Origin of the sequence: Cellulosimicrobium sp. NPDC055967 (genome assembly GCF_042269845.1) — a bacterium.
Lineage (GTDB): Bacteria > Actinomycetota > Actinomycetes > Actinomycetales > Cellulomonadaceae > Cellulosimicrobium.
The window spans coordinates 30,007-53,546 of the sequence record NZ_JBHJYJ010000022.1; the positions used below are offsets into that span (position 1 = coordinate 30,007).

The 23,540-nt window shown below is 74.3% G+C and carries 21 protein-coding genes; 11 read left to right on the top strand and 10 right to left on the bottom strand.

Going from position 1 to position 23,540, the window contains the following annotated elements:
- Positions 1 to 3: 3 nt before the first annotated feature.
- From ACFC2L_RS19160 to ACFC2L_RS19185, 6 genes are all read right to left on the bottom strand, one after another.
- Positions 4 to 939, bottom strand: a complete 936-nt coding sequence (locus ACFC2L_RS19160) for an NADP-dependent oxidoreductase (protein ID WP_375825938.1) — start codon at positions 937 to 939, stop codon at positions 4 to 6.
- 128 nt (positions 940 to 1,067) lie between these two features.
- Positions 1,068 to 1,475 carry a VOC family protein gene (locus tag ACFC2L_RS19165; protein ID WP_375825939.1) on the bottom strand — a complete coding sequence of 136 codons (408 nt, stop codon included), beginning with the start codon at positions 1,473 to 1,475 and terminating at the stop codon, positions 1,068 to 1,070.
- A 130-nt stretch (positions 1,476 to 1,605) separates the two neighbouring features.
- On the bottom strand, positions 1,606 to 2,835 hold the full coding sequence (locus tag ACFC2L_RS19170; RefSeq protein WP_375825940.1) for an amidohydrolase: 1,230 nt from the start codon (positions 2,833 to 2,835) through the stop codon (positions 1,606 to 1,608).
- Positions 2,832 to 4,088: a hypothetical protein gene (locus tag ACFC2L_RS19175; protein ID WP_375825941.1), complete on the bottom strand. Its 1,257-nt coding sequence runs from the start codon at positions 4,086 to 4,088 to the stop codon at positions 2,832 to 2,834. Before ACFC2L_RS19175 ends, ACFC2L_RS19170 begins: the two co-directional genes overlap by 4 nt.
- A 113-nt stretch (positions 4,089 to 4,201) precedes the next feature.
- The gene (locus tag ACFC2L_RS19180; RefSeq protein ID WP_375825942.1) at positions 4,202 to 4,711 is read right to left on the bottom strand and encodes a nitroreductase/quinone reductase family protein; all 510 of its coding nucleotides are present in this window, start codon (positions 4,709 to 4,711) and stop codon (positions 4,202 to 4,204) included.
- A 94-nt stretch (positions 4,712 to 4,805) separates the two neighbouring features.
- Positions 4,806 to 7,496 carry an ATP-dependent DNA ligase gene (locus tag ACFC2L_RS19185; protein WP_375825943.1) on the bottom strand — a complete coding sequence of 897 codons (2,691 nt, stop codon included), beginning with the start codon at positions 7,494 to 7,496 and terminating at the stop codon, positions 4,806 to 4,808.
- Positions 7,497 to 7,751: 255 nt separating this feature from the next.
- Between ACFC2L_RS19185 and ACFC2L_RS19190 the strand changes: the two genes are divergently transcribed.
- Positions 7,752 to 8,450, top strand: coding sequence for a GTP pyrophosphokinase family protein (locus tag ACFC2L_RS19190; protein ID WP_375825958.1), 699 nt, complete (start codon positions 7,752 to 7,754; stop codon positions 8,448 to 8,450).
- 51 nt (positions 8,451 to 8,501) lie between these two features.
- Here the strand turns inward: ACFC2L_RS19190 and ACFC2L_RS19195 are convergent, their stop codons facing one another.
- The gene (locus ACFC2L_RS19195) at positions 8,502 to 9,308 is read right to left on the bottom strand and encodes an ABC transporter permease (protein ID WP_375825944.1); all 807 of its coding nucleotides are present in this window, start codon (positions 9,306 to 9,308) and stop codon (positions 8,502 to 8,504) included.
- Positions 9,305 to 10,276 (bottom strand): ABC transporter ATP-binding protein, encoded by a 972-nt coding sequence (locus ACFC2L_RS19200; RefSeq protein WP_375825945.1) that lies wholly within the window; start codon positions 10,274 to 10,276, stop codon positions 9,305 to 9,307. Before ACFC2L_RS19200 ends, ACFC2L_RS19195 begins: the two co-directional genes overlap by 4 nt.
- Positions 10,277 to 10,451: 175 nt before the next feature.
- On the opposite strand from ACFC2L_RS19200, the gene ACFC2L_RS19205 reads away from it, so the two are divergent.
- Together ACFC2L_RS19205 and ACFC2L_RS19210 are read left to right on the top strand one after the other, a co-directional pair.
- Positions 10,452 to 11,651 carry a histidine kinase gene (locus tag ACFC2L_RS19205; protein WP_375825946.1) on the top strand — a complete coding sequence of 400 codons (1,200 nt, stop codon included), beginning with the start codon at positions 10,452 to 10,454 and terminating at the stop codon, positions 11,649 to 11,651.
- Positions 11,648 to 12,316, top strand: coding sequence for a response regulator (locus tag ACFC2L_RS19210; RefSeq protein WP_375825947.1), 669 nt, complete (start codon positions 11,648 to 11,650; stop codon positions 12,314 to 12,316). The genes ACFC2L_RS19205 and ACFC2L_RS19210 overlap by 4 nt, the downstream gene beginning before the upstream one ends.
- Before the next feature lie 6 nt (positions 12,317 to 12,322).
- Here ACFC2L_RS19210 and ACFC2L_RS19215 read toward each other — a convergent pair whose 3' ends face one another.
- The gene (locus ACFC2L_RS19215) at positions 12,323 to 12,625 is read right to left on the bottom strand and encodes a DUF1905 domain-containing protein (RefSeq protein WP_047233722.1); all 303 of its coding nucleotides are present in this window, start codon (positions 12,623 to 12,625) and stop codon (positions 12,323 to 12,325) included.
- A 140-nt stretch (positions 12,626 to 12,765) separates the two neighbouring features.
- On the opposite strand from ACFC2L_RS19215, the gene ACFC2L_RS19220 reads away from it, so the two are divergent.
- The 3 genes from ACFC2L_RS19220 (at position 12,766) to ACFC2L_RS19230 (ending at position 15,973) form a co-directional block, all read left to right on the top strand.
- Entirely contained in the window at positions 12,766 to 13,776 is a 1,011-nt protein-coding gene (locus ACFC2L_RS19220) for a Ku protein (RefSeq protein WP_375825948.1), read from the top strand.
- A gap of 128 nt (positions 13,777 to 13,904) precedes the next feature.
- Positions 13,905 to 14,357 (top strand): VOC family protein, encoded by a 453-nt coding sequence (locus ACFC2L_RS19225; RefSeq protein WP_375825949.1) that lies wholly within the window; start codon positions 13,905 to 13,907, stop codon positions 14,355 to 14,357.
- A 134-nt stretch (positions 14,358 to 14,491) separates the two neighbouring features.
- Complete coding sequence (locus tag ACFC2L_RS19230; RefSeq protein WP_375825950.1) at positions 14,492 to 15,973, top strand: hypothetical protein; 1,482 nt, start codon at positions 14,492 to 14,494, stop codon at positions 15,971 to 15,973.
- Positions 15,974 to 16,061: 88 nt separating this feature from the next.
- On the opposite strand, the gene ACFC2L_RS19235 is transcribed toward ACFC2L_RS19230, so the two are convergent.
- Positions 16,062 to 16,691, bottom strand: coding sequence for a TetR/AcrR family transcriptional regulator (locus tag ACFC2L_RS19235; protein ID WP_375825951.1), 630 nt, complete (start codon positions 16,689 to 16,691; stop codon positions 16,062 to 16,064).
- A 203-nt stretch (positions 16,692 to 16,894) separates the two neighbouring features.
- Between ACFC2L_RS19235 and ACFC2L_RS19240 the strand changes: the two genes are divergently transcribed.
- The 5 genes from ACFC2L_RS19240 to ACFC2L_RS19260 all read left to right on the top strand — a co-directional run bounded on the left by ACFC2L_RS19240 (position 16,895) and on the right by ACFC2L_RS19260 (position 23,361).
- Positions 16,895 to 18,457, top strand: coding sequence for an MFS transporter (locus tag ACFC2L_RS19240; RefSeq protein ID WP_375825952.1), 1,563 nt, complete (start codon positions 16,895 to 16,897; stop codon positions 18,455 to 18,457).
- 97 nt (positions 18,458 to 18,554) lie between these two features.
- Positions 18,555 to 20,414, top strand: coding sequence for a metallophosphoesterase (locus tag ACFC2L_RS19245; RefSeq protein WP_375825953.1), 1,860 nt, complete (start codon positions 18,555 to 18,557; stop codon positions 20,412 to 20,414).
- Positions 20,415 to 20,468: 54 nt separating this feature from the next.
- Positions 20,469 to 21,173: a YceI family protein gene (locus ACFC2L_RS19250; RefSeq protein ID WP_375825954.1), complete on the top strand. Its 705-nt coding sequence runs from the start codon at positions 20,469 to 20,471 to the stop codon at positions 21,171 to 21,173.
- A 34-nt stretch (positions 21,174 to 21,207) separates the two neighbouring features.
- Entirely contained in the window at positions 21,208 to 21,951 is a 744-nt protein-coding gene (locus tag ACFC2L_RS19255; RefSeq protein ID WP_375825955.1) for a metal-dependent transcriptional regulator, read from the top strand.
- Between the two features lie 120 nt (positions 21,952 to 22,071).
- Positions 22,072 to 23,361: an MFS transporter gene (locus ACFC2L_RS19260; protein WP_375825956.1), complete on the top strand. Its 1,290-nt coding sequence runs from the start codon at positions 22,072 to 22,074 to the stop codon at positions 23,359 to 23,361.
- Positions 23,362 to 23,540 lie beyond the last annotated feature (179 nt).

The following is a 23,540-nucleotide window of genomic DNA, read 5'->3' on the forward strand; positions in this document are numbered from 1 at the left end:
GGTTCAGACCCGGACGACGACCTTGCCGCGCACGTGGCCGGACTGGCTCGCGCGGTGCGCGTCGGCGGCGTCGGCGAGGTCGAACACCTCCGCGACCTCCGGACGTAGGACGCCCTCCTCGCCGAGGCGCGCGAGCTCCGCAAGGTCGGCCGCGTCGGGGCGCACCCAGACGTAGTGCCCGCCGAGCTCGTCGCGCGCGCGGGCGTCGACGATCGAGGCGACCGTGCCGCCGTCGCGCAGCACCTGGGGCACGGTGTCGAGCGCGTCGCCGCCCACGTAGTCGAGGACGACGTCGACGCCCTCGGGCGCGAGCGCCCGGACGCGGTCCGCGAGCCCGTCGCCGTACGTGACCGGCTCGGCGCCGAGCGAGCGCAGGAAGTCGTGGTTGCGCTCGGACGCCGTGCCGATCACGCGCGCGCCGAGCGCCCGGGCGATCTGCGCGGCGAACGACCCGACGCCGCCGGCCGCGGCGTGCACGAGGACGGTCTGCCCGGCGGCGACGCCCGCGCGCCGGATCGTCTGGTACGCCGTCAGACCCGCGAGCGGGACGGCGGCGGCCTCCTCGAACGACCACGCCGCGGGCTTGCGCGCGAGCGTGCGGACCGGGGCCGCGACGAGCTCGGCGAACGTCCCGCCCGACACCTCGCCGCCGACGACGTCCTTGCGCACGTACCCGTACACCTCGTCGCCCACCTGGAGCTCCGGGGTGTCGAGCCCGACGCGCTCGACGACGCCCGCGACGTCCCAGCCGGGGACGACCGGGAAGACGGCGTCCATGATCTGGTCGAGGTACCCCTCGCGGACCTTCCAGTCCACCGGGTTGACGCTCGCGGCGCGCACGCGCACGAGCACGGAGTCGGGCCCGACCTTGGGGGTCGGGAGGTCGGTCGTCTCGAGGACGTCGGGGCCGCCGTAGCGGGAGTAGGTGATGGCTCGCATGATGGCGGCAACGGCGCGCGCGCCCGCCCGATTCCCGAGGCCGACCGGCACGAGGTCGAGCCTCCGGTCTCGAGGGAGGACACGCGGGGTTCTCCCTCGAGCCGGGAGGCTCTCCCTCGAGCGGTGCGTCAGCCCTCGAACGCGGTCGGGTCCATGAAGAGGACCTCCCACTGGTGGCCGTCGAGGTCGGCGAAGCTGCGGGAGTACATGAACCCGCCCTCCTCCTGGGGGTCCTTCACCGGGGTCGCGCCGGCGGCGAACGCGGCGTCGGCGAGGCGGTCGACCTCCTCGCGCGTGCCGACGCTCAGCGCGTTGATGACCTCGGTCGTGGCGGTCGCGTCGGCGATCGCCTTGTTCGTGAACCGCGTCGCGAACTCCTCGGTGAGGAGCATGACGTAGATCGTGTCGCTGAGGACGATCGAGGACGCGTTCTCGTCCGTGAACTGCTCGTTCACCGAGTACCCGAGGGCCGTGTAGAACGCCTTGGCGGCGTCGAGGTCCTTGACGGGCAGGTTGACGAAGATCTGCGTGCTCATGGGTGCGCCTCCGGCGTCGTGGGCGGTTCGCCCGGTACGTGTGTCGTGGGGTAGACGACCGGTGCCTCATGAACTCATCGCCCGGCCGCGCACGCGTCGCGGCCGGGCGACGGACCGCCCCGGGGAGGGCTCAGACGAGCACGTCGCCGTCGCGCGCGACGACCCGGCCGCCGGCGACGACGAGCGCGCGGCGCGGGGCGCGCACGACGGCGTCGGGCACGTTCTCGGCGTCCACGAGCACGACGTCCGCGGGCGCCCCCACGACGAGGTCGTGCACGTCGCGGCCGACGAACCGCGCGGCGTCGGAGGTCGCGACGCGTGCTGCGGTGACGAGCTCCTCGTCGTACCGGAACCGGGACAGGCGCGCGAGCTGCGTCGTGAGGGCGAGGAGGTCGCCGGTCCCGTAGGGGGACCACAGGTCGCGGATGCCGTCCGTGCCGAGCCCGACGGCGACGCCCGCGGCGCGCAGCGCGTGCACGGGCAGGGGCGCGGCGCCGATCGGCGCGACCGTCGTCATGGTGATGCCGGCCTCGCCCATCGCGGCGACGAGGTCCGCCTGGCGCGACGCCGGGACGTCGCCGACCGCGAAGCCGTGCGCGACGTTGACCTTGCCCTGGAGCCCCGCGCGCAGCGTGCGGTCGATCATGAGCTCGACCTGGAACGCGCCGAGGTCGCCGCCGTCGTGGAGGTGCACGTCGATCCCGACGCCGCGGCGCTCGGCGATCGCGAAGAGCCCGTCGAGCTGGCCGACCGGGTCGCGGTCGATCGACGCGGGGTCGAGCCCGCCGACGTGCTCGGCCCCCGCGGCGGCGGCCGCGTCGAGCAGGTCGAGCACGCCCGGGCGACGCAGCACGCCGTCCTGGGGGAACGCGACGATCTCGGCGTGCACGGCGCCGCCGAGCGCGGCGAGCGCCTCGCGCACGACCTCGATGCCGCGCAGGCCCAGGCCGAGGTCGACGTCCACGTGGGTGCGGATCGCCGTCGTGCCGTGGCGGACGAACTCGCGCAGCACGGCGAGCGTGACGTCGACGCCGGGGATCCCGAGCTCGTCGCGGTGCGCGCGCTCGTGCGCGATGCGCCCCTGGGTCGTCGCCTCGCCGCCGTAGCTGACCCACGGCTTGCCCCACCAGCTCTTGTCGACGTGCGCGTGCGCGTTGACGAGGCCGGGCAGTGCGAGCAGGCCCCGACCGTCCACGACGCCGTCCTCGGTCCCTGTGCCCGACGGCGCGGGCGTAGCCGGGTCGTGCGGCGTCACGGCGGCGATGTGCCCGTCGGCGACGTGCAGGTCGACGCGCTCGCCGCCCCAAGGGCGGACGTCGCGCAGGACGGTGACGGTCTGGGGGCTGCTCGGGCTGGTCATGCGGCGGGTCCTTCCGGGAGCGGGACGACGACCTGGGGCCGTCCGGGGATCTGGATCTCGTACGTGGCGAGGGTGGCGAGGTCGACGACGGTCGCGCCGTCCCACGCCTCGGCCTGGGTGTAGCCGCCGGCGAGCACGGCGCGGAGGGCCCCCGTCGCAGGGTCGGTCCACGTGGTCGCGGTCTCGTGCCGGCGCGTCAGCGGCGCGACCTGCTCGGCCCCGGTCGCGGGGTCGAGCACCGTCACGTTCGGCCCGCCCGCGGCGTTGCCGAACGGGCCGTTGCCCACGACGACGACGCGGCCGTCGGGCGTGCGGGCGACGCCGTGCTGGTGGCTGTCGGCCGCGGACGGCACGGTCGTCGTCGTGCCGGTGGCCGGGTCCAGACGGACCAGGACGCGTCCCTGGTAGGGGAGGAGGAGCGACCCGTCGTCGTCGAGCACGGCGTAGTGCGGCTTCTCGAACGACGCGAGCCCACCCTCGGTCCCGAAGGGGGCGACCTCGATGCGCCGCGCCACGAACGTCGTGGTGTCGACGACGTGCACCGAGAACTGGTCGTGGTCGACCGTGTAGACCTCGCTGCCGTCGGCCGCGACGAGCACGTCGAACGGCCGCAGGCCCACGGGCGTGCTCGCGAGGACCTCGCGCGCGGCGACGTCGATCGTCTCGAGCGTGGACGAGTCACCGCGGTGGACGGCCACGTAGACCCGGGTGCCGTCGGGCGACACCGCGATGCCCATGCCCCCGCGGCGGTACTCGCCGAACCCGACCCGGGCGGGCGTGTCCCGGTAGGGGATCAGGTCGATGCGCTCGCGCGTGGCGAGGTCGACGACGGCGACGCCCTGGGCGGTCGAGACGTACGCGCGCATCGTCGGGGCGTGCACGGCGACGCCCCACGGCGCTGCGCCGACCTCGATGCGGTCGACGACGGCGCTGCCCTCGCGGATCGTCGGGTCGACGACGGCGAGCCCGTCGGACTCGGCCTCTGTCGCGAGCAGGTAGCGCGCGGGCACCCCCACCGGCTCCTCGGGGACGGCGGGCTCGTCCGACGGGTCGGGCGCAGGGGTCGGGGTGGGGGACGTGACGTCGGGGCTCGGCACGGGAGCGGACGAGGCGGTGTCGCCTGCGGCGCCGGGGGTGCAGGCGGCGAGCAGCGCGACGACGGCGGCCGTCGCCCACGCTGCGGCGACGTGCCGGGTGCGGCGCGCGCGACGGCGCCGGGGCGCGGCGCCACCGGGAGCGGGGAGGGGAGCCATGGCAAAATGGTATACCAATTGCGTCGGAGTGCCCCTCGCGGACCCGAACCGTCGTCCGGGCTCGCCGAGGACCGGACGACGGCCCGGGAGGACGCGTCGGTGGTGCGCCCGGCTCACGCGCGGTCGTCGGCCGACGCCTCCACAGCCCGGGGCTCCAGCACGACGACCGCCGTCTCGGTCGGGCGCCGTGCGGCGAAGCCGTCCAGCGCATGGTCGAACGTGCGCCACCGCTCCCAGAGCCGGGCGCGCTCCGCCCCCTCGGCCGCGCGACCGTGGACCGCGCGCGTCTCGCCGTGCAGCTCGACGGTCGTGTCGGGGTGCGCCTGGAGGTTGAGCCACCACGCGGGCGCGGGCGCGGCCCAGCCGTTCATCGCGAGCGTGACGAGGTTCGGGCCGTCCACGACGTAGCCGACGATGACGTCGTGCTCGCGGCCGGTGCGTCGCCCGACCGTGCGGAGCAGGAGCGTGCCCCACTTCGCGGGCTGCGGGCGCCACAGGCCGCGCCGGTGCCCCGTGACCCGGTAGTACGCGCGGTGCACGACCCACGCCGTGCGGACGAACCAGCGCGGCGGGAGCCGGGGCGGGCGCTCGGGGGCGGGAGGTGCGGAGGACGTGTCGGTCATGGTCACCGTCCTGCGTCGGAGGGGAGCCGAGGAACCTCGACGCAGCAACGGTCCCGGGGGCGAGAGCCGGCGTCAACGGTCCGCCACCCGGCCGTCAGCGGTCGAGCGTCGCGGGCTCCTCGCGCACGACGTCGGCCGGCGCCTTGTCGCGTCGCCACCCCTTCCACACGGGGTGCCGCAGCTTGCCGAACGGGATGTCGTCGCCCTCGCCCTCGCCGGGCCCCGTCCACTCGGCGTAGACGACCTCGGCGACCCGGCGCGGCGACACCCAGCGCGCGTCGCGCGCGTCGTCGCGCGGGACGCCCGTCGCGGGCGGCGTCGTGCGCTCGATCCGGCCGAGCTCGGCGACGAGGTCGCGCCGCTCCGCGTCCGTGAAGCCCGACCCGACGCGCCCCACGTAGACCAGCCGGTCGCCGTCGGGCACCGCGAGCAGGAGCGACCCGACGAGGTGCGTCCGGTCGCCGTGCCCCGGGCGCCATCCCACGACGACGACCTCCTGCGACTGCGCGTGCTTGAGCTTGAGCCACAGCGCCGAGCGGCGGCCCGACGAGTACGTGCCGTCGCGCCGCTTCGCGACGACCCCCTCCAGGCCGAGCCGCCGCGACGTCTCCATCGCCGCGTCGAGGTCGCCGTCGAACGCGGGCGGCACGTGGACCGGGGCTCGCGCGTCGCCCAGCACGTCCTCGAGGATCTCGCGCCGCTCGTCGTACGGGCGCTTGGCGAGCGACCGGCCCGCGGTCTCCAGGAGGTCGAACACCATGAGGTCGACGCTGACCTTGCGCCGGGCCGCCGCCACGTCCCCCGGCTTGGCGATGTTCGCGCGCTGCTGCAGGCGCCGGAAGCTCGGCCGTCCTCGCGCGTCGAGCGCGACGATCTCGCCGTCCAGCACGACCGGCAGCGCCTCGGCCGGGACCTGCTCGGCGAGCGCCTGCAGCTCCGGGTACGTCACCGTCATGTCCTTGCCCGAGCGGCTCACGAGCCGCACCTGGCCGTGCGACACGTGCGCCAGAGCTCGGAACCCGTCCCACTTCATCTCGAAGGCCCAGTCGTCGCCGTCGTGCAGGTCGCCGGCCGACGCGGGCGAGGCGAGCATGGGCCGCCAGTCCGTCCGCGCTGGCGTCGGCTCGTCGTGATCGTGATCGTGATCGTGGTCGGGCTGGGTGGCGGGTGGGGCGCTCGCGCAGGGTCTACCATCCGCGCCTCGTTCCTCGGCGCTCCCGCCAGACCCGCCACGACCCGGCGCGAGCGCCCCACCCGCCTTCTTCGTCTCGCCCTGGTCGCGGCCTCCCGCGGACACCGGTCCCGGGGTGCCGCCGCGCGGGGCCATGAGGTGGATGAGCCAGTTGTCGTCCTCGCGGCCGTCGCGGCCGCCCGTGTGGATGAGCGCGAGACGGCGCGTGCCGTGCTGCTCTCCGTGCAGGGTGACGATGACCTCCTTGCCGTCCCGCCACTTCTCCAGGTCGTACGTGCCGGCGTCCCAGATCGTCACCTCGCCCGCGCCGTACTCGCCCTTCGGGATCGTGCCCTCGAACGACCCGTACGCGAGCGGGTGGTCCTCGGTCTGGACGGCGAGGTGGTTCTTCTTCGGGTCCGTCGGCTCGCCGCGGGGCAGCGCCCAGCTCACGAGGACGCCGTCGTGCTCGAGCCGGAAGTCCCAGTGCAGCCGCCGGGCGTGGTGCTCCTGGATGACGAAGCTGTTGCCCGCGCTCGGGGGCGGTGCGTCGTCCGGCACCGGCTCGGGCGTGCGCTGGGCGTCACGCATCGACCGGTAGCGGTGCAGGCGGTCGGGCCGCTCGGCGTCGCTCGTCCCGGGGTCGTCGTCGCTGCCCGACGTCGCAGCGCCCTTGCGCTCGAACGTCGCCATGCGCTCGGGTGTGGGCTCGAGCGCGGAGAGGTGACCGAGGGTGAGGGCGGCGAGCGGGTCGCCGATCGTCCGCACGCGCTCGACGACCTCGTCCTTGTCGAGGTGGCGCAGGTCCGGGTCGTCGAGTTCTTCCCACGTGCGAGGCGCCGCGACGGTGGGGTGCTCGCGCCCGCGCAGCGAGTACGGCGCGATGGTCGTCTTGTTGCCGTTGTTCTGGCTCCAGTCGACGAGCACCTTGCCGCCGCGCAGCGACTTCTTCATGTCGCTCACGACGAGGTCGGGGTGCTCGGCCTCGAGGTAGCGCGCGAGCTCGTGCGCGACGGCGGAGACGGCCGCGGCGTCCTGCTTGCCGTCGAGCGCGGCGTACAGGTGGATGCCCTTGGATCCGCTCGTCACGGGCAGGGGGTCGAGCCCCATGCCCTGCAGGATCTGCCGGGCCAGGCGCGCGACCTCCGCGCACTCGGCCAGCCCGGCCCCCGGCCCGGGGTCCAGGTCGAGGACGAGCCGGTCCGGGTTCAGGTGGACGCCGGTGCGGCCGAACTGCCACTGCGGCACGTGCAGCTCGAGCGACGCCGTCTGGCCGAGCCACGTCAGCGTGGCCAGGTCGTCGACGAGCACGTAGTCGTTCGTGCTGCTCTTGTGCTGGATGCGGCGCGTGCGCACCCACGACGGCACACCCTGCCCCGCGTTCTTCTGGAAGAACACCTGCCCGTCGACACCGTCCGGCCAGCGCTTGCGCGTCGCGGGCCGGTGGGCGCAGTGGGGGAGCATGACGTCGGCGACGGCCGCGAGGTACGCGAGGACGTCGGCCTTCGTCGTGCCGGTGGCGGGGTAGAGGACCTTGTCGAGGTTCGTGAGCCGCAGGCGGTGGCCCCCGACGCTCACCGTCTCGCCCGCGCCGCGGCTCGATGAGGTGGCCATGGGCCCATCGTGGCGCGCACGGGGCGGCGCCGCCCGCGGGACGGGTCCGGACGAGGGACCAAGGGCCCTGTCCGCGGGCCGACGCGGGAACTTCCCGGCGTCCCCGACCGTGCACACTGGAGGAGGCGGTCCGACCATCCGGGGAGACCGCTGGGACGAGGCCGCACCGAGAGGACCACCGTGACGCACCTGACGACCGACGACGTCCCACCGTCCGGGGAGATCCGTCCGCGGGTGCGCGAGTTCCGCCGGCTGATGATGACGTACAAGTTCGGCATCGACGAGGTGATGACCAAGATCACCGTCCTGCGCGACGAGTTCCGGCACATCCACGACTACAACCCCATCGAGCACCTCGGCTCACGCCTGAAGTCGATCGACTCGATCTTCGCCAAGGCCCAGCGCAAGGGGATCCCGCTCACCCCGGAGGGCGTCCGGGAGAACATGTTCGACGTCGCGGGCGTGCGCGTGACGTGCAGCTTCGTCTCCGACATCTACCGGGTGCGCGACATGCTCGTCGGCCAGCGCGACCTCACCGTGCTGGAGGAACGCGACTACATCGCGCACCCCAAGGGCAACGGCTACAAGAGCCTGCACCTCATCGTGAAGGTACCGGTCTTCCTCTCGGACCGGGTCGAGGACGTCGTCGTGGAGATCCAGCTCCGCACCATCGCGATGGACTTCTGGGCGAGCCTCGAGCACAAGATCTACTACAAGTACCAGCGCGACGTGCCCCAGCACCTCACCGACGCCCTCAAGCTCGCGGCCGACGTCGCGGCGACGCTCGACACGACCATGGAGCGCATCCACGACGAGGTCCGCGAGCTGGACGGCGCGGGAGAGCCCGTCGAGACGACGGACGCTCTCGTGTCTCCGCGCGAGATGGTCGAGAGCTTCATGCGCACGGTGCAGGTCGCGGACGAGGCGTTCCACGAGCGCCGCCGCGACGGCTGACGCCGCCCACCCCAGCGGGGGCGAGCGGCGACGGCCGGCGGGGGTGCGGGCTCAGGTCCAGCGGAACCAGCGCGCGGCGCCGACGGTGCCGACGACGACCGCGCCACCGAGCGCGACGAGGTGGGAGACCTCGACGGGCTGCCCTGCCCACGCGTCACCGAGCGCCTGCACCGCGGCGCCGAAGGGCAGCAGCTCCCCGAGCCGTGCCACCGGCTCGGGAAGGTTCGACACGTCGCCGAACATGCCCCCGGTCGCCCCGAACGCGAAGAACGCGACGAGACCGAGCGCGAGCGCGGCGTTGGGGGTGGGCGCGACGGCGGCCACGAGCATCCCGACCGCGTACATCGCCGCCGACGCCAGGGCGAGCACGGCGAGCGCGACCCCCGGGGACGCCGGGAGCCGCGCGTCGAAGGCGACCGTCGCGACGACGAGCGCGAGCGCGACGCCCCCGACGGTCTGGGCGACGCTCACCACGACCTGCGCGACGAGCACCATGGCGGGCGACGCGGGCGTGACGGACAAGCGCTTGAGCACCCCGGACCGCCGGTAGTAGGCGAGGAAGCTCGGCATGTTGATGACGCCGATGATGCCGACGACGATCGCGAGCACGACCGGGATCACGAAGACGTCGAACGCCGTCCTTCCCCCCGAACCCGGAAGGACTATCGTCGTGGCGTCGCTGACGCCGTACATGACGAGGATCAGCACGGGCATGCCGAACGGCATGACGAGACCGGCGGTGTCGCGCACGACCATCCGGGCCTCGGCGCCGACGAGGGCGACCCACGCGCGCGGCCCGGGGCGGTGCGGGGTGCGCCGCCCGGACGGCGTCGTGACGGCGGGCGCGGTGGTGGTCATGCGGCCTCCTCGGTCGGGGCGGTCGTCGCGCGGGGATCGCCCGTCGGGACCTCGGTGAGCGGGCGTCCGGTCAGCGCGAGGAACGCGTCGTCGAGCGTCGCGCGCTCGAGCCGGGTCTCGGTCGCGACGACGCCTGCGCGCACGAGCGCGGTGCTCACCTCCTGGAGCAGGTCGCCGTGCCCGGTCACCACGACCTGCTCCCCGCGGACCGCCACCTCGTCCACGCCGGGGACCCGGTCCAGGAGGGCGGGCGGGAGCGGTTCCGCGACGCGGAAGCGCACGCGCTGGTCCAGCCCGGCGCTCGCGACGAGGCCCGCCGGGGTGTCGTGCGCGACGACGCGACCGCTCTCGATGAGCGTCACGCGGTCGCACAGCCGCTCGACCTCCTCCATGAGGTGCGAGACGAGGAGCACGGTCGCGCCGCCGTCGCGCAGACCCTCGACGACGCCCCACACCTGGCGGCGGGCCTGCGGGTCGAGGCCGGTCGTGAGCTCGTCGAGGATCACGACGCGCGGGTCCCCGACGAGCGCGAGGACGATCGCGACCCGCTGCTGCTGGCCCCCCGAGAGCCGCTCGTAGCGCACGTCGCGCTGCTCCTCGAGCCCCAGCGTCGCGACCAGCTCGTCGGGGTCGCGGCCCGCGGGGTAGAACGTGCGGTAGAGGTGCGCGAGCTCGCGCACCGTCAGCGCGCCGTGTAGGAACCCCGACTGGAGCTGCACCCCGAGCACCTGACGCACCGCGGCACGGTCCGTGAACGGGTCGAGGCCGAGCACCCGCACGGACCCGTGGTCGGGGCGGCGCACGCCCGCGACCATCTCGACCGTCGTCGTCTTCCCCGCCCCGTTGGGACCGAGGATCCCCAGGACCTCGCCCTCGACGGCGACGAGGCTGACGTCGTCCACCACCGTCGTGGTCCCGCCCCTGCGGCGGTAGTGCTTCGTGAGGTTCCGTGCGTCGACGGCGTCCATGTCGTCCTTCCTGCTCGTCCGCTGCGTCCGTGCGACCGGTCGGGGCGTCCTGCACCTGCCGGCCTCCTCCGACGCTAGGGACCGCACGGACCGTCCCGCGCGTGCCGGTCGTCACCGACCTCACCCATGACTTCCGGCACGTCGCACCCGCCTAGGGGATCCGTAGGGTGGGGGGATGCGACGGACCGACCCGGAGGTGTGGGCGGGCATCGCGATGCTCGTCGTGATCCTCGGCATCGGGGCGCTCGTCCCGATCGCCGCCCCCGACGCCCTGACGCTCCCCGTCGTGGCCTGGCTCGCGGTGTTCGCGGTGTTCGTCCTGGCCACCGTCGGGATCGTCCTCGGGTCGGGCTTCGCCACGCCCCGCGCGTACACGCTGCTGGGCGCGCAGGTCGTGCTCGTGGGGACGCTCGTGCTCACGGCGCCCGGCGCGGGCTGGCTCCCGATCCTGCTCGTCGTCGTCGCGGCGTTGAGCGTGTACGTGGTGCCCGTGCCGGTCGTCGCGGTCGTCGTCGCGGTGAACGCCGTGGTCGTCGGTGCTGCCGTCGGGCTGCGCGGCTCGGCGACCGACGCCCTGCTCACCGCGATGATCTACCTGCTGCTCCAGGTCGCGAGCGTCGGCTCGACGCTCGCCTTCCAGCGCGAGCGGCGCATGCGCGAGCAGCTCGCCGTCGCGCACGTCGAGCTGCGCGCGGCGGCCGTGCTGCGGGACGAGTCGACGCGCTCCGACGAGCGCCTGCGGATCGCGCGCGAGCTGCACGACGTCCTCGGCCACCAGCTCACCGTCCTCGCCCTCGAGCTCGAGACGGCGAGCCACCAGGACGGCGGCCGGGCGCGCGAGCACGTGCTGCGGGCCAAGGACGTCGCCCGTGAGCTGCTCGGCGACGTCCGGGCCACGGTCGGCGAGCTGCGGCGGCAGGCGCCCAGCCTGCAGGAGTCGCTCGGCGCGCTCGTCGAGCGGGTGACCGTGCCGCGCGTGCGAGTCGCCGTCGACGACGACGTCACGGTCGACGAGGACCAGACGGTCGTGCTCGTGCGCGTGGTCCAGGAGGCGCTGACCAACGCGATCCGGCACGCCGAGGCGACCGTGCTCGACGTCGTCGTCAGCGCCGACGAGGGTCGGGTGCGGCTCGTCGCCCAGGACGACGGGTGGGGCGCCGCGCGCGTGGAGCCGGGCAACGGGCTGCGGGGGATCGAGGAGCGGGTCCGCGCCGCCGGCGGGACCGTCCGAATCGACGGGCGGAACGGGTTCCGGGTCGAGGTCGAGCTCGACCCCGTGCGGCGGAGCGTCGTCGAGCGCCGCCACGTCGAGGGCGAGGGCCGGGCCCTCGCGCACGGCCCCGGACCGGTCGGCTCGACCGTGACCGGAGCATGAGCGAACCCGTGGTGCGCGTCCTGCTCGTCGACGACCAGACGCTCGTGCGGCAGGGGATCCGCAGCCTCCTCGAGCTCGCGCCGGACATCGCCGTCGTCGCCGAGGCGGAGGACGGGATGACGGCGCTCGCGGCCGTGCGCGAGCACGAGCCCGACGTCGTCCTGCTCGACCTGCGCATGCCGCGCCACGACGGCATCTGGGCGCTCGAGGCGATGGCCGAGAGCGGGCACGACGTCCCCGTCCTCGTGCTCACGACCTTCGACGACGACGCGCTCGTGCTCCGCGCCCTGCGGGCAGGGGCACGGGGGTACCTGCTCAAGGACGTGACGCTCGATCAGCTCACGGGCGCCGTCCGCACGCTCGCCTCCGGCGGCACCCTCGTGCAGCCGTCGATCACCGACCGGCTCCTCCGGGCGGTGCGAGCCGGGACCTTCCCCGCCGACGACCTGGACGACGGCACCGGCCCGGTGCAGGAGCTGACCGACCGCGAGCTCGAGGTGCTCCGTCTCGTCGCCGCAGGCTTCTCCAACCGCGAGATCGCGCACGCGCTCTTCCTCGCCGAGGGGACCGTGAAGAACCACGTGTCGACCGTGCTGCTCAAGCTGGGGACGCGCGACCGCACGCGCGCCGTGCTGCGCGCGCTGCACGTCGGCCTGCTCGGCTGACGCCGGTCAGAGCAGCGTCTCGACGCCGATCGTCACGCGGTCGCCGACGTCGACGCCCTCGGCGCGGCGTACCGCGGCCTTGATGGGGACGACGAACGTCTTGCGCTGCGCGTCGGGGAACACCGACGTCGACCAGCGCTGCGCCCCGAGCGTCACCTCGACCTTGACCGAGCCGAAACCCGCGGGCGGGAGCGGCAGCTCCGCGATCTCGTCGCTTACGTCCTCCGGCAGCGCGGCGAACACCCAGCTGTCGGTGCGCGCCTCCCACCGCCACAGCTCTGCCTCGAACTCGAACCTCGTCCCCGCCACGAGACCATGGTGCCGCGAGCCACCCACACGCGCGCCGCCGTCGTCCGGCGGGCCGCGGACGTCTCCCGGACGCCGCCCGGGCGCCGTCCCGCGTGCCGCCACCCCTCGCGGGCTCGCGGGCGGGGCGCCACCATGGACGGATGAGGGCCATCTGGAAGGGCGCCGTCACGTTCGGCCTCGTCAACGTCCCCGTCAAGGTGTACTCCGCGACGGAGGACCACGACGTGCCGCTGCACCAGGTGCACGACAAGGACGGCGGGCGCATCCGCTACCGGCGCGTGTGCGAGATCGACGGCGAGGTCGTGCCGTACGAGCACATCGACAAGGCCTACGACGACGGCGAGAGCACGGTCGTGCTGACCAAGGAGGACTTCGCCGCGCTGCCCGCCGAGCGCAGCCGCGAGATCGAGGTCGTCGAGTTCGTGCCGAGCGAGCAGATCGACCCGCTGCTGCTCGACCGCAGCTACTACCTGGAGCCCGACTCGAAGTCCAACAAGGCGTACGTGCTCATGCGGCGCACGCTCGAGGAGACCGACCGGACGGCGATCGTGAAGTTCGCGCTGCGCCAGCGCACGCGGCTCGCCGCGATGCGCGTGCGCGACGACGTGCTCGTCCTCCAGACGCTGCTGTGGGCCGACGAGGTGCGCGAGGCCGCGTTCCCCTCGCTCGACGACGAGGCGAAGGTGACGGACAAGGAGCTCGCCATGTCCGCGCAGCTCGTCGCGAGCTTCGAGGCGGACTTCACGCCCGAGGAGTACGAGGACGACTACCAGGTGCAGCTCCGCCAGCTCATCGAGGCCAAGCTCGAGCAGGGCGACGCGCTCGACACCGCCGAGACGTTCGGCGAGCAGCCCGAGAAGGGCGAGGGCGCCGAGGTGATCGACCTCATGGAGGCGCTGCGCAAGTCCGTCGCGTCCTCGAAGAGCAGCCGCGCCGGCGGGTCGGGGTCGTCCGGTGGGTCGACGGCGAAGGGCGGCTCGGGCCGCAAGGCCGCCTCGTCGTCGGGCAAGGGCTCCTCCGGTTCCCGGGCCAAGGGCGGTGGCGCGAAGGACGAGGGCTCGAAGCCCGCGGCCAAGAAGACCTCGGGCCGCTCGTCGTCCTCGAAGGAGAAGACGACGGCGAAGACGACGCGGAAGAAGGCGTCCGCGTAGGTCGGTCCCCGCCGTCCCCGCCCACCCGACGCGGGGCCAGGGGCGCGCGATGAGTTCGGCCCCCGGGACGCGTCGGAACCGGTGGGTGGTCGTCCGGCCGCCCGCGAGACCGACGAAGCGAGACGACGATGCGCGCGATCGTGCCGAGCCTGTGGTTCGACGGCAACCTCGAGGAGGCCATCACCTTCTACGCGAGCGTCTTCCCCGACGCGGAGGTCGGCGACGTGTTCCGCCAGCCCGACGGCACGGCGGTGTCGGCCGACTTCGAGCTCGCGGGGCACCGGTTCGCCGCCATCAACGGCGGCCCGCAGTTCCCGTTCACCGAGGCGGTGTCGTTCGTCGTCGAGTGCGAGTCGCAGGCCGAGGTCGACGAGTACTGGGCGGCGCTCACCGACGGCGGCCAGGAGTCGCAGTGCGGCTGGCTCAAGGACCGGTTCGGGCTGTCGTGGCAGGTCGTCCCCGTCGAGTTCCTCGCGATGCTGCAGGACCCGGACCCCGCCCGTGCCCAGCGCGTCGTCGACGTGATGATGACGCAGGCCAAGCTCGACCTGGGACCGCTGCGAGCGGCTTACGACGGCTGATCCACCGGCCGCTCCCGGTCCCGGCCGCACAGGCGGTTCGTCGGGGATGTCCAGGTCGTGCCCAGGTCTGGTTGAATGCGCTCGACATCTCCGCCGACGGCGTCCGCCGTCCCTCGTGAAGGACCACGAACCGAGTGAAGAAGCTCCTTGCCGGCACCGTGGGGACGGTGCTGGCCCTCGGCGGCATCTCCGTCGCCACGGCAACCCCCGCAGCCGCCGCCGTCCCGGACGTCCAAGCCGGCTGCTCGTCCCTCTACGTCACGCTCGACGGATACCCGGACGGTACGGCGTTCGTCGCGACCGTCGACGGCGAGACCGTCGACGACGTCGTCTTCGACGGGCATCACACTCTCTGGTACGACGTCGACGGCTCGGTCGCGCACGACTGGAGCGTCGTCGTCGACGCCCCTGGTGACGTCGACGAGGACTTCTCGGACGGCGGTACGACGACGCCGTGCGGAGAGCCGCCCAGCGACTGGTTCTCCGCTGACGCGTACTGCGGGAACCTCAACGTCTCGCTCGGCGGCTTTCCTGCCGGCTCGGCGGTCACCGTCGCGGTGGACGCCGAGGTCGTCACCGAGGGCATCGTCGACGGGTACGGCTCCTACTGGTTCGGCACCCGGCTCGACGAGTGGTCGGGCCAGGCGTGGCAGGTCGTCGTCGACGCGGAGGACGACGCCTTCGACCGCGACGAGTCGGGCGTCTCGTCCTGCGGTTCGGGCGGCGAGATCGTCGTGCCCGAGACGCCCCCGGCCCTGACGGACTGCGCGGCGACGCCGCAGGACGTGCACCTCCCGCTCGACACCGCGCAGGTCTCGTACACGCGCGGCGACGGCGGCATCGTCGCGACGGCGGCGGCCGGGTACGAGTTCCCCGGCGGCGCCGGGACGACGGATGAGTGGCGAGGTCTCGGGGACGGACGGCTCCTCCTCGAGTGGCACTCCGTCGTGCGGCCGCGGTGTGCGCTCGAGGTCGTCTCGGTGACCCCGGTGTGCGAGGCCGGCGAGCCGTTCGTCGACATCGCCGTCGACCCCCCGGCGGGAGTGGACGAGAGCTCGTTCCTCATCTCGTGGGAGGGGCCGAACACCGGGTACGACGTCGTGTACGGAGACGCCGGCTTCGGCCACCCGTGGGTCACCCGTGAGCCCTGGCCGGGGTTCGTCACGCACGGCGACGGTACGGTCTCGCCGGCCTACGACGAGACGTGGAGGCTCGACGACATCGATCTGGTGCTCGGCGCGTCGGCGTGGGTCGACGGGTGGGCGTACTCACGGTCCTACGGGGCTGTCTGGGAGGACGCACCGACGGCCGACCCGTGCGCCGACGACCCCGGGCCGCACTTCTCCGTCGACGTGAGCCCGCGCTGGCTCGCGGGCAAGCTCTATCTCAGCGTGCGCGTGCTCAACGAGGGTGACAGCACCGCGGACGTGAGCGTCGTGACGCCGTTCGGGCGCAAGCACTTCCCGCGCGTCGCGGCGGGGGCGAGCGCCTACCAGGCGTTCGCCGTGCGCACGACGGAGCCGGTCGAGGGCCAGGTGGACGTCTCGTTCGCCGCCGACGTCGACGGTGAGCAGGTCACGCGGGAGCGTTCCGTGGCGTTCTCGTTCGGCGGGTAGCGGCAGGCAGCACCCCCGGGATCCGGAGGCCCGGTGGCGCGTCGACAGGCGTGCCACCGGGCCTCCGGCGTCGCGGGACGGTCCCGGCTCAGGCGGTCGACGGGCGGCGCAGCGCGACGAGCTCGTCGAGGAGCCGGAGGAGGTCGTCGACGTCGTCGCCGGGTCGGGGCCCGCGGAAGGCGAGGTCCTCCTCGGGGACGCCGTCGCCGTCGTCGGTCTCGGCCGTGCCGCCCGTGACACGGCCGAGCACGTCGCTGCTCAGCGCGGCGTGCGCGTAGAGCCCGTCGCTGAGCAGGACGATCGCGCGCGCGACGACGGGGTCGCCGACCTCGTCGAGGACGGCGCGGGTCCAGGCGTCGTGCGCGCCGTCGAGCGCGGCGCGGGCGCGCGGGTACGACCCCTGCGCGAGCCGGGACACGGCGAGGTAGACGAGCTCGAACTCGGTGTCGACGAGCGTCGAGGTGCGGATGAGGTAGTCGACGGCGCCCGCGGGCGCGGCGCGCATCGTCTCGACGTCGGCGGCGGTGAGCTCGCGCAGGTGCTCGGTGAGACCGTCGGCGAGCGCGTCCTTGGAGCCGAAGTGGTAGAGCAGCCCGCCCTTGGACACCCCGGCGCGCTCGGCGACGGCCTCGAGCGTGGCGGCGCGCTCACCCTGCTCGACGAGGAGGGACGCGAACGCGCGCAGGACCTTGGCGCGGGCGGCGGGGGGCGGTGGCATGGTTCCGAGGGTAGTGGGAGGGCACGGCGCACCGGCCGTCCGGACGGAGCGGCGCTCGCTCGGACGGCGGCGGTGCGCAGCGTCACACCGTCCTCGGGATGACGGCGAGCGTCGAGATCGTTACTGTACCGTCTGGACGGTTTGGAAGTTCGGCGCCACCGCGCCGCCCCGACCGCCCGCAGAACGTGGAAGGACCTCTCGCCGTGACGACCCCCGTGACGACGACCCCGACGGCCACCCCGGCCGCCCAGCACGCGCCCGCGACGCGCGGGCCCGTGCGCGGCGCAGCCGGCCGCTGGTTCGCGCTCGCCGTGCTGATGCTCCCGGTGCTGCTCGTGTCGATCGACAACACCGTGCTGAGCTTCGCGCTGCCCCAGATCTCCGAGTCGCTGCGCCCCAGCGGGACGCAGCTCCTGTGGATCATCGACATCTACCCGCTCGTGCTCGCCGGCCTGCTCGTGCCGATGGGCTCCTTCGCCGACCGCGTCGGCCGCCGCCGGCTGCTCCTCGTCGGGGCCGTGGGGTTCGCGGCCGTGTCGGTCGTCGCCGCCTACGCGCCGACGGCCGGCGCGCTCGTCGCGTCCCGCGCCGCTCTCGGCTTCTTCGGCGCGATGCTCATGCCGTCGACGCTCTCGCTCCTGCGCAACGTCTTCGTCGACCGCGAGGAGCGACGTCTGGCCATCGCGATCTGGGCGGCCGGTTTCGCCGCCGGGTCGGCCCTCGGCCCGATCGTCGGCGGGTTCCTGCTCGAGCACTTCTGGTGGGGCTCGGTCTTCCTCCTCGCCGTCCCGGTGCTCGTGCTGCTGCTCGCGCTCGCACCGTTCTTCGTGCCCGAGTCGCGCGATCCCGCCCCGGGCCGCATCGACGTCCTGTCGATCGTGCTCGTCATGGCGACCATGACCCCCGTCGTCTACGGCATCAAGATGCTCGCCAAGTCCGGGGTGAGCACCCTCGCGGTCGGCAGCGTCGTCGTCGGGCTGGTCGCCGGGACGCTGTTCGTGCGCCGCCAGCTGCGCCGGCCCGACCCGATGATCGACGTGCGGCTCTTCACCCACGGCGCGTTCAGCGGCGCCGTGCTCGTCAACCTGCTGTCGGTGTTCTCGCTCGTCGGGTTCCTGTTCTTCGTCTCCCAGGACGTGCAGCTCGTGCTCGGGCTCACCCCCATGCAGGCGGGTGTCGCGCTCCTGCCCGGCCTGCTGGTCATGATCGTGGCGGGCCTGGGCGTCGTGCGGGTCGTGCGCCGGGTGCGACCCGCGCACGTCGTCGCCGTCGCGCTGCTGTTCTCCGCGGCCGGTTACGCGGTCGTCGCCGCGGGCGCGGGGGAGAGCACCCTCCTGCTGCTGGTCGTGGCGTTCGTCGTCCTGTCGCTCGGCGTCGGTGCGGCGGAGACCGTGTCGAACGACCTCATCGTGTCGTCCGTCCCCGCCGCCAAGGCGGGCGCGGCGTCCGCGATCTCCGAGACCGCGTACGAGGTCGGCGCCGTCCTCGGCACCGCCGTGCTCGGGAGCATCCTCACCGCGTCGTACCACGCGAACGTCGTCGTCCCGGCGGGCGTCCCCGCGGCCGACGCCGTCGCCGCGGCCGAGACGCTCGGCGGCGCCACCCAGGTCGCGTCCACCCTGCCCGCCGGGCAGGCGCAGGCGCTGCTCGACTCCGCGCACGCCGCGTTCGGCAGCGGCGTGGGCACGACGTCGCTCATCGGGGTCGTGCTCATGCTCGTCGCCGCGGGCGTGGCGCTCGTCACGCTGCGGGGCGCGAAGTCCTGACGACGCCACGCACCGCGCGTCCCGCCGCACCCTCGCGGCGGGGCGCGCGGCGCTCGCGGTTGGCGACGGGAGCCCGGATCCGGGAGGCTGGGCGGTGATGAGCCGTCCGCACCGCACCCCGCCCCGCTGGGTCCGCTGGACCCTCGCCGTCCTGCTCGCGCTCGTGCCGTGCGTCGTGTGGGGGGTCACGACCGCGACCGCGGAGCGCAGCCTCGGCCCGCACGAGGCGCTCTACGAGGTCACGACCAACGGCCTCGTCACCGTCGACCTCGGCCCGCTCGGCACCATCCAGATCGACTCCCCGCTGCCGCTCGGCCTCGGCGCCGACGTCACCGTCGAGGAGATCCCCGCCGACCTCACCGCGGTCGGGCAGGCGGACACGCTCGAGGGCCTGTCGCAGGACCTCGAGGACTACCTGCGCTTCTTCGGCGGCCCGCAGGAGACGATCGGCTCCGTCGCGCGAGCCCTCGTCGTCGACGCGCTGCGCCGGACGGGCTTCGCGATCCTCGTCGTCGCGGCCGTCGGTGCGGGGCTCTACCTGCTGCTCGGCCCGCCGCGCCGCCGCGAGCTCACCGAGCGGGTCGCGCCGCGCACGTACGAGATCACGGCGGGCGTCGTCCTCGTGTCCCTCGTCGCCGGGTCGCTCGTCGCGAGCGACCCCGGCACGACGACCGGCCCGTCCCAGCGTGCGTCCGCCGTGTTCGACGGGACGCCGCTCGAGGGCGCGCGCATCACCGGCCGGCTCGCGGGCGTCGTCGACACCTACGGCGCGATGCTCATCGACCTGTACCGCGAGAACGAGGACTTCTACGCGCGCGCGGACGCCAACCTCGTCGCGGCCTGGGACCGACGCGACCGCATCCAGCGCCTCACCGCGCCGCGCCCCGCGGCCACCGCGACGTCCGACGACGAGCCGTCGCCCGACGACGCGACGTCGCCCGAGGGGACCCGCGCCACGGGGGACGAGGACGGGGCGACCGACGCCCCGCCGTCGGGCACCGGCGACGAGGACGCGGGCGGCGAGGTCTCCGGCGCGGAGGGCTCGGCCGACGCCGAGGCGACGGAGGAGCCCGCTCCGGAGCCCGCGGCCGAGGAGGACCTCGTCACGCTCCTGGTCGTGAGCGACCTGCACTGCAACACGGGCATGGCGCCGCTCATCCGGACCGCGGCCGAGCGGTCGGGCGCGTCCATCGTGCTCAACGCCGGGGACACGACGATGAACGGCACGGCGGTCGAGTCGTTCTGCGTCGACTCGTTCGCGTCCGCGGTGCCGAAGGGCGCGACCATGGTCGTCTCCGACGGCAACCACGACAGCGTCGAGACCTCGGCGCAGGAGCGCGCCAACGGACAGACCGTGCTGGACGGGAAGGTCGTCGAGGTCGAGGGGATCCGCATCCTCGGCGACCGCGACCCGCTCGAGACGCGCCTCGGCCTCGGCAGCCAGCCGCCCCGCGAGGAGACGCCCGAGGAGTACGCCGCGCGCCTGACCGAGGTCGCGTGCGCGGAGCAGGAGGACGGCGACGGCATCGACCTCCTCCTGATCCACACGCCGCGCATGGGGAACGAGGCGCTCGACTCGGGCTGCGTCCCGAACCAGATCTCCGGTCACATGCACACCCGCTCCGGGCCGGCGCGGATGGGCGGCGGCGTCCGGTACGTGAGCGGCAGCACCGCGGGGGCCGTCAAGGACCAGCTCCGGATCGGCCCGCTCAAGGGCACGGCCGAGATGACGGTGCTCCGCTTCGACCCCGAGCGGCGCCGCATCGTCGACTGGCAGCTGGTGCAGATCGGGACCGACGAGTCCGCCAAGGTCTGGCCGCGCATCGCCTGGCCCACGCCGTCGGGCGTGCCGGTGGTCGAGGAGCCCGCGGGTGACGACGGCGGCGAGGAGGGCGTCGAGGGCGGGGACGTCCCCGCCGACGAGCCGACCGACGGCGCGCCCGCCACCGAGGGCTGAGACGGCGCGCGTCGGTCCTCGCCGCGCGCGGCCGGACACGGCAGGATGTGCCGTATGAGCAGGTCCACGCGCTGGATCGTCGTGTCGGTGGTCCTCGCGCTCGTCGTGGTGCTCCTCGCGCCGTTCGTGTACTCGGAGGTGCGCGAGGGCCGCACCCCGCCGCCGCTGGGCCTGCAGTCGCCGGGGGAGGAGACGGCGTCGGCCGCCCCGGTCGTCCCCGGCCCGTTCGACGTGGACGGCGAGTGGGTCGTCGGCGCCGGGTCCGAGGCGGGCTTCCGCGCCGACGTCCTGGACGTCCCGGCGGACGAGGCCGTGCTCCTGGGCGTCACCCCGGACGTCACGGGAGCGTTCCACGTGCGGTCGGGCTCGCTGCAGACCGCGACGGTGACGGTCCAGACGACGACGCTCCGCACCGGGTCCTCCGTGGCGGACCGCCAGCTCCAGCAGGCCCTCGAGACCGACCTCTACCCGACCACGCTGTTCTCGCTCACCTCGCCGCTCGACGTGAGCGAGCTGGCGTCCACGACGGCGCCGGTGCGCCTCGAGGCGTCGGGTGCGCTGACGATCCGCGACGAGACCGAGGCCGTGACGGTGGCGCTCGAGGCCCGCCGGTCGGGCGACGGGGTGCTCGCGACGGGGGCGATCGGCGTGCGCTTCTCCGACTACGGCATCGCGGTGCCGCCCGGCGCCCCCGTCCAGGTGCGGGACGAGGGCACGGTCGAGGTGCGGCTCCAGCTCGTCCGGCCCGCGAGCCCCTGAGGGCCTCGACGGGCCCGTGACCTAGGGTGGTCGGGTGGACCACCCGACCGACCTGACGCCCGTCGCCCAGGACTACCTCAAGGTCGTCTGGGCCGCCCAGGAGTGGTCGGACGAGAAGGTGACGACCAAGCTCCTCGCCGAGCGCATCGGCGTCGGCGCCTCGACGGTGTCGGAGACGGTCCGCCGGCTCAGCGCCCAGGGGCTCCTCGAGCACGCGCCCTACGGGGCGATCACGCTCACCGAGCGCGGGCGCAGCCTCGCGCTCGCCATGGTGCGACGCCACCGCCTCCTCGAGACCTACCTCGTGTCCGAGCTCGGCTACGGCTGGGACGAGGTGCACGACGAGGCCGAGGTGCTCGAGCACGCCGTCTCCGACCTGCTCGTGGAGCGGATCGACGCGCGCCTCGGGCACCCGACGCGCGACCCGCACGGCGACCCGATCCCCGGTGCCGACGGGACCGTCGTCCGCCCGCCCGCCGTCCCGCTCGCCGACCTCGTCGTGGGGGACCGGGGGACCGTGGTGCGGATCTCCGACGCCGACCCGGACGTCCTGCGCTACCTCGCGGAGATCGGTGTCGGCCTCGACACGGGCGTGGAGGTGCGCGAGCGCCGCGAGTACGCGGGCATCCTCTCCGTCGTGTGGTCGCCGCCGGACGGTAACGAAGCGGGCGTCGGTCCCGACGCCGCGTCGGGCGCGCGCCCGACGCCGCCCGCGCAGCTCGGCCTGCGCGCCGCGGACCACGTGTGGGTCGTGCGCGCGGAGCCGGTCCCCGCCTAGACTGGCCGCCTGCCCCTGTTCTCGTCGCCGACGTCGTCGACGATCCTCGAATCGATTCGATCGCCGGTGTTTCGGTCCGAGGTCTCCACCGCCGCCCTGCCACGACGCCCCGAGGACACGATGACCGACAGCACCGCCACGCCCGCGCCCCCCGCGGACGTCCCTCCCACACGCGCCGGACGCCTGCGCGGGGCCGGGCCCGCGCTCCTCGCGCTCGCGATGGGCGGCTTCACCATCGGCACGACCGAGTTCGCGACGATGGGCCTGCTCTCCGACATCGCGACCGACCTCGACGTCTCCATCCCCACGGCGGGCCACGCCATCACCGCCTACGCCGTGGGCGTGGTCGTCGGGGCGCCGCTGCTCACCGTCGTGGCGGCGCGCCTGCCCCGCAAGACGCTGCTCGTCGCGCTCATGGCGTTCTACACGCTCGGCAACCTGTTCTCCGCGACCGCCGGGAGCATCGAGACGCTCGTCGCCGGGCGGTTCCTCGCGGGGCTGCCGCACGGCGCGTTCTTCGGCGTCGGGGCTGCGGTCGGCGCCGCCGTCGCGGGCCCCGGGCGCCGGGGGCGCGCCGTCGCGACCATGATGGCCGGGCTGACCATCGCGAACGTCGTCGGCGTCCCGCTCTCGACGTTCGCGGGGCAGCAGCTCGGCTGGCGCGCCGCGTTCGTCGTGGTCGGCGCGCTCGGTCTCGTCACGCTCGCCGCCCTCTGGTGGCTGATCCCGGCCGGCGCGGGGAACGAGGACTCGAGCGTGCGCCGCGAGCTCGGCGCCCTGCGCAACGGTCCGCTCTGGCTCGGGTTCGTCGGGGCCGCGGTCGGGTTCGGCGGCATGTTCGCCGTCTACTCCTACGTCGAGCCGACCATCACGCGCGTCACCGGCCTCTCGTCCGCCGCGGTACCGCTCGTGCTCGCGATCTTCGGCGTCGGCATGACCGTCGGCACCGTCCTCGGCGGCCGGCTCGCCGACCGTTCCGTCATGCGCACCGTCTACCTCGGGTTCGTCTCCACGGGCGTGACGCTCGCGCTGTTCGCCCTCACGGGCCGCCACCCCGTCCCCGCCGTGCTGTCGCTCTTCCTGCTCGGCGTCACCTCCCAGGTCCTCGGTCTCGCGCTGCAGACGCGCCTCATGGACCTGTCGCCCGCCGCGCCGTCGCTCGGCGCGGCCCTGTGCCACTCGGCGCTCAACGTCGGCAACGCCAACGGCGCGTTCCTCGGCGGCCTCGTCATCGCCGCCGGCTGGGGCTACCTCGCCCCGGCCTGGACCGGCGTCGTGCTCACGGCCGCCGGCCTGGGGATCATCCTCCTCGTCGGCCGCCGCCCCGCCGACGTCGTCGGCGTCGCCGGCGCCACCCCGCCCGACGACGCCCGCTCGCCTGCGACGGAGCCGGTCAGCCTACCGAGGTAGAGCCCAGGTCCGCCGAGGTAGAGCCCTGGTCGGCCGAGGTAGAGCCCTGGTCGTGGTGAGCACCGACCCGGGTGAGTCGACACCGGGTCGGGGTGGGTGGTGGTGCCGCGTCGTGGTCGGGCCCGGCGGGAGCGACGCGAGGAACGAGCGGCGCGGATGGTAGACGCGGCACCACCACC

Bases quoted from the DNA above. Each gene is read 5' to 3' on its own strand.
- ACFC2L_RS19200 (WP_375825945.1), bottom strand. From the start codon at position 10,276: ATGGACGCCGTCGACGCACGGAACCTCACGAAGCACTACCGCCGCAGG.
- ACFC2L_RS19190 (WP_375825958.1), top strand. From the start codon at position 7,752: ATGATGACGTACAAGTTCGGCATCGACGAGGTGATGACCAAGATCACC.
- ACFC2L_RS19185 (WP_375825943.1), bottom strand. From the start codon at position 7,496: ATGGCCACCTCATCGAGCCGCGGCGCGGGCGAGACGGTGAGCGTCGGG.
- ACFC2L_RS19175 (WP_375825941.1), bottom strand. From the start codon at position 4,088: ATGGCTCCCCTCCCCGCTCCCGGTGGCGCCGCGCCCCGGCGCCGTCGC.
- ACFC2L_RS19235 (WP_375825951.1), bottom strand. From the start codon at position 16,691: ATGCCACCGCCCCCCGCCGCCCGCGCCAAGGTCCTGCGCGCGTTCGCG.
- ACFC2L_RS19260 (WP_375825956.1), top strand. From the start codon at position 22,072: ATGACCGACAGCACCGCCACGCCCGCGCCCCCCGCGGACGTCCCTCCC.
- ACFC2L_RS19205 (WP_375825946.1), top strand. From the start codon at position 10,452: ATGCGACGGACCGACCCGGAGGTGTGGGCGGGCATCGCGATGCTCGTC.
- ACFC2L_RS19220 (WP_375825948.1), top strand. From the start codon at position 12,766: ATGAGGGCCATCTGGAAGGGCGCCGTCACGTTCGGCCTCGTCAACGTC.
- ACFC2L_RS19250 (WP_375825954.1), top strand. From the start codon at position 20,469: ATGAGCAGGTCCACGCGCTGGATCGTCGTGTCGGTGGTCCTCGCGCTC.
- ACFC2L_RS19170 (WP_375825940.1), bottom strand. From the start codon at position 2,835: ATGACCAGCCCGAGCAGCCCCCAGACCGTCACCGTCCTGCGCGACGTC.
- ACFC2L_RS19180 (WP_375825942.1), bottom strand. From the start codon at position 4,711: ATGACCGACACGTCCTCCGCACCTCCCGCCCCCGAGCGCCCGCCCCGG.
- ACFC2L_RS19245 (WP_375825953.1), top strand. From the start codon at position 18,555: ATGAGCCGTCCGCACCGCACCCCGCCCCGCTGGGTCCGCTGGACCCTC.
- ACFC2L_RS19210 (WP_375825947.1), top strand. From the start codon at position 11,648: ATGAGCGAACCCGTGGTGCGCGTCCTGCTCGTCGACGACCAGACGCTC.
- ACFC2L_RS19160 (WP_375825938.1), bottom strand. From the start codon at position 939: ATGCGAGCCATCACCTACTCCCGCTACGGCGGCCCCGACGTCCTCGAG.
- ACFC2L_RS19195 (WP_375825944.1), bottom strand. From the start codon at position 9,308: ATGACCACCACCGCGCCCGCCGTCACGACGCCGTCCGGGCGGCGCACC.
- ACFC2L_RS19165 (WP_375825939.1), bottom strand. From the start codon at position 1,475: ATGAGCACGCAGATCTTCGTCAACCTGCCCGTCAAGGACCTCGACGCC.
- ACFC2L_RS19225 (WP_375825949.1), top strand. From the start codon at position 13,905: ATGCGCGCGATCGTGCCGAGCCTGTGGTTCGACGGCAACCTCGAGGAG.